The 13,018-nt window shown below is 52.5% G+C and carries 11 protein-coding genes; 4 read left to right on the top strand and 7 right to left on the bottom strand.

Annotation, left to right across the window (positions count from 1 at the left end):
- Positions 1–121: 121 nt before the first annotated feature.
- Positions 122–1,087, bottom strand: a complete 966-nt coding sequence (locus ACI2I2_RS00875; RefSeq protein WP_404656159.1) for an NmrA/HSCARG family protein — start codon at positions 1,085–1,087, stop codon at positions 122–124.
- 60 nt (positions 1,088–1,147) lie between these two features.
- Here ACI2I2_RS00875 and ACI2I2_RS00870 point away from each other — a divergent pair, with 60 nt between their 5' ends.
- The gene (locus ACI2I2_RS00870) at positions 1,148–2,095 is read left to right on the top strand and encodes a LysR family transcriptional regulator (protein WP_404656158.1); all 948 of its coding nucleotides are present in this window, start codon (positions 1,148–1,150) and stop codon (positions 2,093–2,095) included.
- Between the two features lie 168 nt (positions 2,096–2,263).
- Here the strand turns inward: ACI2I2_RS00870 and patD are convergent, their stop codons facing one another.
- The 6 genes from patD to ACI2I2_RS00840 all read right to left on the bottom strand — a co-directional run bounded on the left by patD (position 2,264) and on the right by ACI2I2_RS00840 (position 9,359).
- Positions 2,264–3,688, bottom strand: a complete 1,425-nt coding sequence (gene patD, locus ACI2I2_RS00865; RefSeq protein ID WP_404656157.1) for an aminobutyraldehyde dehydrogenase — start codon at positions 3,686–3,688, stop codon at positions 2,264–2,266.
- 22 nt (positions 3,689–3,710) lie between these two features.
- Complete coding sequence (locus ACI2I2_RS00860; protein ID WP_404656156.1) at positions 3,711–4,517, bottom strand: ABC transporter permease; 807 nt, start codon at positions 4,515–4,517, stop codon at positions 3,711–3,713.
- Entirely contained in the window at positions 4,507–5,448 is a 942-nt protein-coding gene (locus ACI2I2_RS00855) for an ABC transporter permease (protein ID WP_404656155.1), read from the bottom strand. Before ACI2I2_RS00855 ends, ACI2I2_RS00860 begins: the two co-directional genes overlap by 11 nt.
- 1 nt (position 5,449) lies before the next feature.
- The gene (locus tag ACI2I2_RS00850) at positions 5,450–6,463 is read right to left on the bottom strand and encodes an ABC transporter ATP-binding protein (RefSeq protein WP_404656154.1); all 1,014 of its coding nucleotides are present in this window, start codon (positions 6,461–6,463) and stop codon (positions 5,450–5,452) included.
- Positions 6,464–6,479: 16 nt separating this feature from the next.
- Positions 6,480–7,625 carry a putative ABC transporter substrate-binding protein YdcS gene (gene ydcS / locus ACI2I2_RS00845; RefSeq protein ID WP_404656153.1) on the bottom strand — a complete coding sequence of 382 codons (1,146 nt, stop codon included), beginning with the start codon at positions 7,623–7,625 and terminating at the stop codon, positions 6,480–6,482.
- A gap of 318 nt (positions 7,626–7,943) precedes the next feature.
- On the bottom strand, positions 7,944–9,359 hold the full coding sequence (locus ACI2I2_RS00840; protein ID WP_404656152.1) for a PLP-dependent aminotransferase family protein: 1,416 nt from the start codon (positions 9,357–9,359) through the stop codon (positions 7,944–7,946).
- Positions 9,360–10,459: 1,100 nt separating this feature from the next.
- On the opposite strand from ACI2I2_RS00840, the gene ACI2I2_RS00835 reads away from it, so the two are divergent.
- The 3 genes from ACI2I2_RS00835 to ACI2I2_RS00825 are packed head-to-tail and all read left to right on the top strand — an operon-like array spanning position 10,460 to position 12,977.
- Positions 10,460–11,842 carry a cytochrome ubiquinol oxidase subunit I gene (locus ACI2I2_RS00835; protein ID WP_404656151.1) on the top strand — a complete coding sequence of 461 codons (1,383 nt, stop codon included), beginning with the start codon at positions 10,460–10,462 and terminating at the stop codon, positions 11,840–11,842.
- Complete coding sequence (gene cydB, locus ACI2I2_RS00830) at positions 11,842–12,852, top strand: cytochrome d ubiquinol oxidase subunit II (RefSeq protein WP_404656150.1); 1,011 nt, start codon at positions 11,842–11,844, stop codon at positions 12,850–12,852. The genes ACI2I2_RS00835 and cydB overlap by 1 nt, the downstream gene beginning before the upstream one ends.
- Positions 12,852–12,977 (top strand): DUF2474 domain-containing protein, encoded by a 126-nt coding sequence (locus ACI2I2_RS00825; RefSeq protein WP_404656149.1) that lies wholly within the window; start codon positions 12,852–12,854, stop codon positions 12,975–12,977. The genes cydB and ACI2I2_RS00825 overlap by 1 nt, the downstream gene beginning before the upstream one ends.
- The last annotated feature ends 41 nt before the right edge of the window (positions 12,978–13,018 follow it).

Raw genomic sequence — 13,018 nt, 5'->3', positions numbered from 1 at the left:
TTCATGCTAATGATGAGTGCTTTGTTTACTTTTAAATAAAAAACGCTGAGAACAGCGGATCAACCCGCAGGATGGTTTGATTTATTGAATGAGGGTGGGCAACTAGCCCACCCTCGTGAAACTAGCAATTGAAAGATTGAGATTGCCCTTGCCAACCTGTGGTGCGAAGAAATTGCTCCCAGGTCAACGTTTGTGGGTTAATGTTCCTGCTCCACATCAGATCGCGCTCTTTACGATAATAACCGTATTCAATTGTATATTCTGCCATTTGCACAATTTCTTCAGTCAACCCTTCCATACCCGCATAGGATGGAAAATGGTGCAATAAGTCTTTGCGCGTGATGGCTGGACTATATTTTGCTTTTATTCCCGTCACACGAGAGAAGGTTTCAACCATCTCCTGGGGAGAAATAATTTCACCAATGACAGGGAGTGAACAACCAGCGTATTTTTCCGGATGCTGAAGAATTTCCAATACTGCTGGCCCTGTTGCAGTCAACGGATCAACAAATGCAGCCCGGAAATCCGCGGGAAGATAAATAGGGAAAACTAACGAATCGCCTTCTTGATACGGTGGATAATACTCCAGTAGATTTGTATAAAAGAACGCCATGTAAATAAATGAACTCTTGATTGGCAAAGTACGAATGTATTCCTCAATCCTGGCTTTATCCGTAAAATGGGGGACCCATTTCTTCCCGTCAGTCATTTCATCAACATTCTCAAGACTGCTGAAAATTAAATGTTGAACTCCCGCCTCTACCGCTGCATCTGCAATTTCTTTTCCCAATGCACGTTCATTCGTTGAGGCGAATGGCGCATCTGGTGGCATGCCTGGTGTTATCATAAAAACCCCATCAGCTCCCTGAAAAGCCTCAATAAATTTCAATTTATAACCAGGTTTAAGGGATACCTGAACAAGTTCCGCCCCGAGGCCTTTCAGTTCTTGTGCTTCAGGCGAGTCGATGCGACGGGTCAAGCCACGAACGCGATAAAGCTGACTTTCCAGCAAAGATCGAACGACACTTCGCCCTTGCTTGCTGAGCGCGCCGACCACAGTGATGAGGGGTTTGGTATTCACTTGCATACGTTTATTCCTGATTTATTTGAACGCTGAGCTTGAATTATCAGGAGTGATAAGAGATAAGTGAAATTGATTGATTTATATTTAGGAATCCATCAAATGGATACCAGACGAATTGATTTAAATCTGTTACTGACACTTGAAGCTTTGCTTGCAGAAAAAAATGTGACAAAGGCAGCCGCACGATTGCACCTTAGCCAGCCGGCTGTCAGTGCCCAGCTCAATCGCCTCCGGGAAATGTTTGATGACCCGTTACTCATTCCAGCAAGGCGTGGAATGACGCCAACAGAGAAGGCCCTCGAGCTGTTAGTTCCGCTACGCGAAGCGCTGGATAAACTACGGCTTACACTCAATTCGCATAACGATTTTCACCCGGATCGGGCTAAATTGACCTTAACCATTGCCTGTACTGATTATATTCAGGCCACGACAGTCATACCGCTGGTGCTTATGCTACGGAAAAAAGCGCCGGGAGTGCGCATTGCGGTACGTCATCTGGATATGGCACAGCTAGACCAGCAGTTGGCCAGCGGTGACGCAGATTTCGTCTTTGCATCACATGACGCCTTCCACACACAACTGCGCACCCACCACTTGTTTGATGAAGATTACGTTTTGATCGGGCGGGCCGGACATCCTGCGCTTAATGCAAAACTCTCTATGGAGGAATTTATAAAACTGGAACACGTTATCGTCTCTCCTTCCGGAGGGAGTTTTACGACACCTATTGATGAGGCACTTGCCACATTTGGATTTAAACGCAATGTTGTGATGTCGGCAGCTTCATTTTTGTTTATTCCTGAAATCGTGTTGAAAAGCGATATGGTCTCGCTTATCCCCCGACGTTTATCGCAAGTCATTCAGAGTGAGCTCACCATCATAAACCTCCCCTGGCTCGCAGAAAAATTTGATGTTTGTATTATTTGGCATGAACGCAGCCACAGCCACCCTGGCCATCATTGGGTGAGAGAGGAGGTTATTAACATGTATAGTTGCGAGGGGCTTAAATAGGCAAAGTAAAAAACCGCCTGATGGCTAACACCGTTAGTTTAAGACTGAGATATCCGGGGCGACCACCGGGTTTGGCGTCCCTCCGGGAACCAAATCCCGGTGTTTCCCCTAATTCATTGGCTTAAGTGAACGGCGTTAGCCTGATGGCGGTTTTGCGATTACGTTAAATCAGTGCTTAATCATCACGTGCCGAACCACGGTGTAATCTTCCAGGCCGTACACCGACATATCTTTGCCGTAGCCTGAGAGTTTTTGTCCGCCGTGCGGCATTTCGCTGACCAGCATGAAATGGGTGTTCACCCAGGTGCAGCCATACTGCAAGCGTGCGCTCATGCGGTGTGCACGACCCACGTCTTTGGTCCACACTGACGATGCCAGGCCGTATTGCGAGTCGTTTGCCCAGCCCAGAACTTGCTCTTCTTCGTCAAATACGGTGACGCTGACGACCGGGCCGAATACTTCCCGCTGCACGATATCATCTTCTTGTTTTGCGCCAGCCAGCACGGTTGGCTGGAAGAAATAACCTTTGCCATCCGCTTTTGCGCCGCCGGTGACGACTTTCACGTGACCGAGGCTTTTGGCTTTTTCAACTGCTTGTGCGACTCGGCCGAGATGTGCTTCTGAGCTCAGAGGGCCGAGTTCGGTGCTTTCATCGTCGGGTGCGCCCATTTTCAGGCTTGCCACGGCCCCGCCCAATTTTTCGACCAGCGCGTTGTAGATGCCTTTCTGCGCGTAGATTCGACAGGCGGCGGTGCAGTCTTGCCCTGCGTTATAGAAACCGAAAGTGCGCACGCCTTCCACAACAGCGTCCAGATCTGCATCGTCAAAAACGATAACTGGCGCTTTGCCGCCCAGTTCCATGTGCGTACGTTTGATGGACGGTGCGGTGTGCGAAATGATGTGCTCGCCTGTGGCAATCGACCCTGTCAGCGAGACCATGCGCACTTTTTCATGCCCGGTCAGCGGGTCGCCAACAGTTTTCCCACGCCCAAACAGCACATTAATCACGCCAGCCGGGAAGATGTCTTTTGCCAGTTCCGCCAGTTTCAGCGCTGTTAATGGAGTAATTTCAGACGGTTTGATAACCACACAGTTGCCTGCCGCCAGCGCCGGGGCGAGTTTCCACGCTGCCATCATCAACGGATAGTTCCACGGCGCAATGGACGCAACAACGCCCACCGGATCACGGCGGATCATCGAGGTGTGCCCTTCCAGATATTCACCTGCCGCCAGGCCGTTCAGACAACGAGCCGCGCCCGCGAAGAAACGGAAGACGTCAGCCACAGCAGGCAGTTCGTCGTTGATCACACAGTGCAGCGGTTTACCGCAGTTGAGCGATTCCAGTTTGGCGAACGTTTCCGCATGCTCGTCAATTACGTCGGCCAGCTTGAGCAAACACTCAGCACGGGCTTTTGGCGTGGTTTGTCCCCATTCTGCAAAAGCACGATCGGCAGCCAGCACCGCGGCATCCACCTGTTCGGCAGTCGCTTCGGCTATCTCAAGAATGACTTCGCCCGTGGACGGATTATAGACCGGCTGCTTCTCGCCTTTGCCTGCGACCAGTTCGCCATTTATCAATAAGTTGTGTTGCATATCCTGCTCCCTTCTTGTTCAATTATTTACCGCTTCCGGCGACCGTTTCGCCGTCGCGTGTCAGCCACCAGGCCCCCAGAATCGGAATGGTTGTCACCAGCATCACCAGCAATGCCACCACGTTAGTGACCGGCACATCGCGCGGTCTGCCTAACTGGTTGAGCAGCCACAGCGGTAACGTGCGCTCATGGCCTGCGGTAAACGTGGTGACGATGATTTCATCAAACGACAATGCGAACGCCAGCATGCCCCCTGCCAGCAGCGCTGAACCGAGGTTCGGCAGCACCACATAGCGGAAGGTTTGCCAGGTGCTGGCGCCTAAATCCATCGACGCTTCCACCAGACTCCACGATGTCCGGCGGAAACGAGCGATTACGTTGTTAAATACCACCACCACACAGAAGGTTGCGTGACCGACGACGATGGTGAAAAAACCTGGCTCCAGATTGATGGCTTTAAAAGCTGTCAACAGCGCCAGACCCGTGATGATCCCCGGTAAGGCAATCGGCAACAGCAACAACAGCGAGATGGCATTCTTGCCAAAAAACTCACTGCGCCAGAGTGCCGCTGCAGCAAGCGTGCCAAGTACCAGCGCAATCACGGTTGCTAATGCCGCTATTTGAAGTGACAACGTCACTGCATCGAGAATATCGCTGCGCCCTGCTGCCACGCTAAACCAGTGCAGCGTCAGCCCTTTCGGGGGAAAACTGAACGCCGCGTCTTCGGTGTTGAAGGCATAGATAGCGATGATGGCGAGCGGGAAATGCAGGAAGATAACCCCGCCCCAGGCCGCCAGTTTCAGGAACCACGGTGCGCGTTCAGAGTGCATCGAATGCTCCCAGACGTTTTACGAACGCCAGATAAAGGCTAATCAGAATGATGGGCACGAGGGTGAATGCAGCCGCCATCGGCATGTTGCCAATCGCCCCTTGCTGGGAATAGACCATCTGACCAATGAAGTAGCCGGGCGGCCCGACGAGCTGCGGCACAATAAAGTCACCTAACGTCAGCGAGAACGTGAAGATAGACCCTGCTGCAATGCCCGGGATCGCCAGCGGTAACACCACATAGCGAAACGTCTGGCGAGGATAAGCGCCTAAATCCGCTGAGGCCTGTAAAAGCGACGGCGGCAGACGCTCCAGCGCGGCCTGAACCGGCAGGATCATGAACGGCAGCCAGATGTAGACGAACACCAGGAAACGCCCGAGCCCGGATGTCGACAGCGTATTCCCGCCCACCGCAGGCAGCAGCAGAAACTCGTTCAGCAGCCCTTCGAGCCCCATGTGTCCAAGAAACCATTGCGCGACGCCATCTTTCGCCAGCAGCAACGTCCACGCATACGCTTTGACGATGTAACTCGCCCACATCGGCAGCATCACGGCGATATAAAAGAACGCTTTCCATTTGCCGCTGGTGTAGCGCGCCATGTACCACGCCATCGGGAACGCCAGAATGGCGCTGGCGAGTGTCACTGATATCGCCATCACCAGCGTGCGCACGATGATGTCGTAGTTTGCCGGGTTGAACAGCGCTTTGAGGTTCGCCAGCGTAAGGTCTGGCGTGACAGACATCGTAAAATCATCGAAGGTGTAAAACCCCTGCCACAGCAATGTCAGCAGCGAGCCGAGATACACGATGCCAAACCACATCAATGGCCCGAGCAGTAACAAAAACAGCCCGAGCGAAGGTTTGCGCCATAACAGACCGGAAAGCCGGTTACTGCGCGAAGTGGAAGGAAGCGGTGCGATACTCATGGTCATTTCACCTCCCTCCGTCCAGCGGCACCATGGCCTCCCGCGACCACGAAGCCAGCACGTTTTGCCCCGGCGTTGGCCCATCCGGCTGTGCACCGCCGCTGAAATTCCCCTGGCTCACCAGCAGTTTTTCGCCGCCAGCCAGCCGGATTTCATAGCGAGTTGCCGCGCCCTGATATTGCACCGCCTGCACCACGCCGTTGACCTGGATCTCACCTGCGGTATCCAGCCGGATGTGTTCCGGACGCAATGACCACTGGCCTGTCATGCCGCATAGCTTTTCGGTCATGCTGACATCAAAGACGTTAGAGGTGCCGACAAAGCCCGCCACGAAAGGTGTTTTCGGGCGCAGATAAAGCTCGCGCGGAGTATCGACCTGTTCGATGCGACCGTTGTTAAACACCGCCACGCGATCGGACATCGACAACGCTTCACCCTGATCGTGGGTGACGAAAATAAAGGTGATGCCCAACTCCTGTTGCAGCTTTTTCAATTCAAACTGCATTTGTTCGCGCAGCTTGAGATCGAGCGCGCCAAGCGGTTCATCCAGTAGCAAAACGCGCGGCTGATTCACCAATGCACGAGCAATCGCCACCCGCTGACGCTGGCCACCAGAAAGCTGGGAGGGTTTACGGGATTGCACAAAACCGAGCGCGACTTTCTCTAACGCTTCCTGAGCCATCGCGTGGCGTTCCTTTTTGCCGATGCCTTTCACCATCAGCCCGTAGGCGACGTTATCGAGAATCGACATGTGGGGAAACAGCGCGTAGTCCTGGAAAACGGTGTTGACGTCACGCTGCCAGGGCGGCAGCTCACTGGCCTCTTTACCGAAGATTTTAATGGCCCCGCCGGAAAGCTGTTCGAAACCAGCAATCAGTCTCAGGCAGGTGGTTTTACCGGAGCCCGAAGGCCCCAGCATCGAAAAGAACTCTCCGTCGCGGATGGCAATACTGACACCATCCACGGCACGAACATCACCATACAGACGCGAGACGTCCTGAAATTCTACTGCGTACGTCATGCTTCACTCCCGGGCGTTAACGACCACCCATAATGGCGATGTAATCTTGCGTCCAGCGGCTGTAAGGCACGTACTTACCGCCTTCGGCGATAGGTGTTTTCCAGAAGGCAATTTTGTCGAAGAAGCTGTAGCCGTTGGTTTCACAGCCTTTATCACCCAGCAAGGTGCTGGCTTTACAGCCTTCAGGCACCACCGGAAGTGAACCAAACCAGGCAGACACGTCACCCTGCACTTTTGGTGTTAACGACCAGTTCATCCATTTATAAGCGCAGACCGGGTGCTTGGCTTCCGCATGCAGCATGGTGGTGTCCGCCCAACCGGTGACCCCTTCTTTCGGGAAGACGGTCGCCACTGGCTGGTTATCTGCTTTCAGCCCATTCGCCTGATAAGGCCATGAGCTGGAGGCCGCCACACCTTCATTTTTGAAGTCGCTCATTTGCACGGTGGCATCGTGCCAGTAGCGGTGAATCAACGGATGCTGGTCGCGAAGCACTTTCAGCACTGCCGCATATTGCTCTTCAGTGAGCTGATACGGATCTTTAATGCCTAACTGTGGCTGCGTGGCTTTCACGAACAGCGCCGCATCAGCGATATAGATTGGCCCGTCATAGGCCTGTACGCGGCCTTTGTTGGTTTTACCGTCCGGCAAGTTTTGTTCGACAAATACCACTTTCCAGCTGTCAGGAGGTGTCGGGAAGATTTTAGTGTTGTACATCAGCAGGTTTGGCCCCCACTGGTACGGCGTGCCGTACACTTTGCCGCCCACGTTAAACCACGCCCCTTTTTCCAGACGAGGATCGAGGGTTTTCCAGTTAGGAATCAACGCCGTGTTAATCGGCTGAACGCGCTTGCCCATAATCAGACGCAGGGAAGCATCGCCGGAAGCCGTCACCAGATCGTAACCGCCTTTCGCCATCAGGCTGACCATTTCGTCAGACGTTGCGGCTGTTTTCACGTTGACCGAACAACCGGTGTCTTTTTCAAACTGAGTGACCCAGTCATAGTTTTTATCTGTCTGACCGCGCTCGACATAACCGGGCCAGGCAATAATATCCAGACGCCCTTCGGCTTTACCGAGCGATGTGGGTGGTTCGGCGGCTTGTGCTGTCATGATAGTCAAACCCAACGCGCACAGGCTGCTGCGGGCAAATTGTTTGCTCATCGTGTTGTTACTCCTGTCAGAATTAATCAGGCGGCAGCCGTGCCGTAAAAATATGTCCCCTTAATAACCGTAGACGGCGGAATGCTGGCGCACAGGGTCGAACCCGGAAATTTCACCAGGTTGTGACAAAGGGCGCATTACGCTGAAAATCCAGTCAGTTATCTGAACTAATTGCAGTATAGACAAGGTGTTAGGCGAGATGTGCAGATATGCATATTTCCTATGAACAACGCCAACGAAATAACCCGTCGATTATCAGCAAAATAATTGACGGGTTATTTTCATTTCGAGAAAAAGATATTCAGAAAATAAGAATGTTTATTCTCTGATCATCTCGGTAATCAGTTGACCGAGGATTTTTACGCCCTGCTCTTCTCTGTCGCTCCAGCCCCAGGCGGTGTTAAAGCGGAAGAACGAGGCCCAACTGTCTGCGGTGGAAAACATTTTCCCCGGCGCAATACTGATTTTGTGTGCCAAAGCGCGTGCACCAAGCTCCCCGGCATCCACACCCGGCGGCAATTCGAGCCATAAAAAATAGCCGCTGTCGTTATGATGGATTTTCACTTCGGCAGGCAAATGGCGCAACAACGCCTGCCAGGCCTGATGTTTGCGTTCCGCGAGCTGACGGCGTAAACGACGCAAGTGCGCGTCGTAACGTTTAGTGCCCAGATAATCGACCAGCGCCATTTGCATCGGCGAGCTGGTTGAAAGCGTGCTCATTAACTGTAGATGCTGGATTCGCTGCGCGTGTTTTCCTGCTGCCACCCAGCCGATACGAAAGCCCGGCACCAGACATTTCGAAAATGAACTGCAGTGCAACGTCATGTCGTCGCGATCCCAGGCTTTGGCGGGCAGCGGTTTTTCGCGACCAAACCATAACTCGCTGTAGACGTCGTCTTCAATCAACACCACTTTATGCTCACTGAGCAACGCGACGAGCTGGGCTTTTTTCTCCGGACTCAGGGTGAAGCCTAACGGATTCTGGCTGTTGGTCATTAGCCAGCAGGCTTTCACCGGATACTCTTTCAGCGCCTGTTCCAGCGCTGCCATATCAATGCCTTCTTTTACGTCCGATGCCACTGACAATGCTTTCAATTTCAGTCTTTCGAGCGCCTGTAGTGCACCATAGAAGCACGGGTTCTCGACAATCACCCAGTCGCCCGGCTCGGTTACCGCTTGCAGACTAAGGTTTAATGCTTCAAGGGCTCCTGCCGTAATCACGATTTCATCCGGCGAAATGTTCATCCCCTGCAAGGCATAGCGCCGGGCAATGGCATGCCGAAGCTCTGTGTTCCCCGGTGGCAGGTTTTCAATCACGCTCATGGCCGTCGCGGTTTTACTGACCTGTGCCAGAGAGCGGTTGAGTTGCTGTAAAGGAAAGAGGCGAGGATCGGGAAAGGCTGAAGCGAACGGTAACACGGCGGCATCGCGGCTGGCCTGCAACACCCCAAAAATATAGGTATTGATGTCCACGGCTTCATCGCGCATGACCTGCGCAGGCGGCAGTGCTTTTTGGGCTTTCACCGGGCGCGGGGCAACATAATAGCCAGATTGCGGGCGAGCAATAATGCGGCCCTGGCTTTCCAGCAGCTGGTAGGCATGGCCCACCGTCATAAAACTCATGCCACTGATCGTCACCTGTTCACGCAGCGAAGGGAGCCTGTCGCCTGGCTGCCAGACCCCAAGGGCTATCTGTTCGGTGATCTGCTGCGCCAGCTGCTGGTATTTTTTCATTACGGTCTTCCGGGCTTGTTATAACAGATGCTTATGAAAATCACTCTACCACAACTGTTATGCATCAGAGCCAGAAAGATCCGCATTCATCTGCACTTAAACACGCTCGTCATTACGCCGCGTGTCAATATAAAATCATTAAATCAGCATAACAATATATTTCAATTGTCATCACCTTCAGTATTGTTATTCTGTAAAGGTAGTAGTAAGCGCTGTATTGGGTTGCTCCACAGTGCACTCCTTATAAATAAAATAGATAAATGCAATGATGACATTATTTGTCTGAGCAAGGATGCCATTTTCCTTTTTCAGGTGAATAAGTTTATTTACCGCCTTCGGGCGGTATTTTTTTTGCTTATCCCATGATTAATTAATTTTTATGCTAATACGTGGAATAACACGTCAAGATGATTTACTGAAAAAGAGGGTTCAAGAGAGGAAAAAGAGAAGGCAAGCAACGGTCTTCTGCCCTGAACTGCCCGTACATCAACCAGTCCAACCGTTGCTTGCCTTATGTGACTTCCCGGCCGCTCAGGGCTGCCCGTCATCGCAGGCAGGGAAGTAAACCAGAGACGCCCTCTTTACGCTGAGGGGAAGTTATTTTTCAACTGGGCACCGAGGGAACCAACCTATCGTAACTGGATGCAACAGCTCATAGTCTGGAAGATGCCCATGTGAAAAATAACTTTACCTGAATGAAATGGCATTCGACTGAGCGCAAACAACGTACTACCCGATGAAAGAACGATGACTCAACCTAATTTGTTTGCGCTCATGCGAATGCCACCTAATAACTTAATAAAAGAAAACATACGCTTCGTTGTTAAGTGCTAAAAAGAGTAGCGAAGACTTCATTAAAATTCAATCGAATGGTTCTTTTTGATTTTTAGTGCAAATAGCGAAGACTTCATTAAAATTCAATCGATTGGTTCTTTTTGATTTTTAGTGCAAATATCGCATTTTTGGTTTGTCATTATTCACTCATCCCCCTCTTCCCTCGCTGACAAACTGTTATAGCTATAACCCCCATTACTGTGTATATCACCAAACTCATTCGGCCTTTACCCTACAACTGTTATAGTTTCTCTTCGGAGTTCAGCATGTTCGGTTTAGACGCATTTCACCTGGCGCGGATTCAGTTCGCGTTCACGGTTTCTTTTCATATCATTTTCCCGGCCATCACCATTGGGCTTGCCAGTTATCTGGCGGTGCTTGAAGGCCTGTGGCTGAAAACCCGCAATCCTGTCTGGCGTTCGCTTTGGGCGTTCTGGTCGAAGATTTTTGCTGTCAATTTCGGTATGGGCGTAGTGTCCGGGCTGGTGATGGCTTATCAGTTTGGCACCAACTGGAGCGGTTTCTCCCAGTTCGCGGGCAGCATTACCGGGCCATTACTGACTTACGAAGTGTTGACCGCTTTCTTCCTTGAAGCCGGTTTTCTTGGCGTGATGCTGTTTGGCTGGAACAAAGTCGGGCCCGGCCTGCACTTTTTCTCCACCTGCATGGTGGCGCTGGGCACTATTATTTCGACCTTCTGGATCCTTGCCTCCAACAGCTGGATGCAGACGCCGCAGGGATATGAAATCGTTAATGGGCAAGTAGTGCCCGTCGACTGGTTTGCGGTGGTCTTCAATCCCTCGTTTCCTTATCGCCTGTTGCATATGTCGGTGGCGGCCTTTCTCAGCAGTGCGTTGTTCGTTGGCGCTTCTGCCGCCTGGCATTTGCTGCGCGGCAATGACACGCCCGCCATTCGCAAAATGTTCTCCATGGCACTGTGGATGACGCTGATTATCGCGCCTGTTCAGGCGCTGATTGGCGATATGCACGGGTTGAATACCCTGAAGCACCAGCCAGCCAAAATTGCGGCAATTGAAGGACACTGGGAAAACAAACCGGGCGAGCCTACACCGCTGCTGATCTTCGGCTGGCCTGATATGGAACAAGAACGCACGCGTTTCGGGCTGGAAATCCCGGCGCTGGGTAGCCTCATTTTGACCCACAGCCTGGATAAGCAAGTGCCTGCCCTGAAAGAGTTCGCCAAAGAAGACAGGCCGAATTCAACGATGGTGTTCTGGTCATTCCGCGTGATGGCCGGGCTTGGCGGCTTGATGCTGTTACTGGGTGTGGTTTCGCTGTGGCTACGCAAGCGCCAGCGTTTGTATACCAGCCGTCCTTTCCTGCGCTTCGCCTTATGGATGGGCCCTTCCGGGCTGATCGCTATTCTGGCGGGCTGGATAACCACCGAAGTCGGTCGTCAGCCTTGGGTGGTGTATGGCCTGCAACGCACCAAAGATGCGGTTTCCGCTCATGGCGACCTGCACATGAGCGTCAGCCTGCTGGCTTTCTTTGTGGTGTACATGTCCGTGTTTGGCGTGGGCTACAGCTACATGGTGCGGCTGATTCGTAAAGGCCCACAGGCGTATAACCCCGAGCCGCATGGTACGCCTGCCCGCCCGCTTTCCGCTGCCATTGAGGAGACTCGCTAATGGGCATCGATTTATCCGTTATCTGGTTTGTGATTATTGTCTTCGCCACGCTGATGTATATCGTGATGGACGGGTTTGATCTCGGGATTGGCATCCTGTTTCCCTTTGTTCGTCAGGCAGAAGATCGCGATGTGATGGTCAACAGCGTCTCGCCTGTTTGGGACGGCAATGAAACGTGGCTGGTTCTCGGCGGCGCGGGGTTGTTTGGTGCTTTCCCGTTGGCTTACGCGGTGATCATTGATGCGCTGACCATCCCGCTGACCCTGATGCTGATTGGCCTTATCTTTCGTGGCGTAGCGTTTGAATTTCGCTTCAATGCCACACCGTCACACCGCCCTTTCTGGGATCGCGCATTTTTGGGCGGTTCCATTCTGGCAACCTTCTGTCAGGGTGTTGTGGTGGGCGCTGTGCTTAACGGTTTTCCGGTCGAAAACCGCACCTTTGCAGGTGGGCCTTTTGACTGGCTGACGCCGTTTACACTGTTCTGTGGTTTTGGTCTGGTGGTGGCGTACGCGCTATTAGGCGCGACCTGGCTGGTGATGAAAAGTGAGCATCCCCTTCAGGGGAAAATGTGCACGGTGTCGCGCGGGCTGGTTATCGCCCTACTTGCGGTGATCGCCGCCATTAGCCTGTGGACGCCGCTGGCACATCCTGAAATTGCGACGCGCTGGTTCAGTTTGCCCAATCTTTGGTACCTGTTGCCGGTTCCGGTGCTGACTTTGCTGATTGCCATCACGCTGTGGTTTTCACTCGATAATCCTGAGCGTCACGCGCTGCCCTTTGTACTAACACTCGGGCTTATTTTCCTCGGATTCAGTGGGCTTGGGATCAGCATCTGGCCGAACATTATTCCGCCGGGGATCACGCTCTGGCAGGCAGCAGCGCCTCCACAAAGCCAGGGCTTTATGCTGGTCGGCGCGCTCTTTATTGTGCCGATTATCCTGGTCTACACCTTCTGGAGTTACTACGTTTTCCGCGGCAAAGTTCAGCCTGGTGAGGGGTATCACTGATGCAACAGCCTTTGTACAAACGCCTGTTTTGGTTAGTCGTGCTGTGGGGCGGCAGCGTGTTAGCACTGACCGTGGTGGGGATGTTCTTTCGTATGCTGATGAGTGCGGCGGGGTTTAAATCTTAACTGTTTCATTGCCGGGCGGCACGTTGTTTGCCCGGCCTACA

Origin of the sequence: Scandinavium sp. NPDC088450, from assembly GCF_044900545.1 — a bacterium.
Lineage (GTDB): Bacteria > Pseudomonadota > Gammaproteobacteria > Enterobacterales > Enterobacteriaceae > Scandinavium.
Note: the sequence above shows the minus strand (reverse complement) of the source record. Positions and strands in the feature narration are given on the sequence as shown.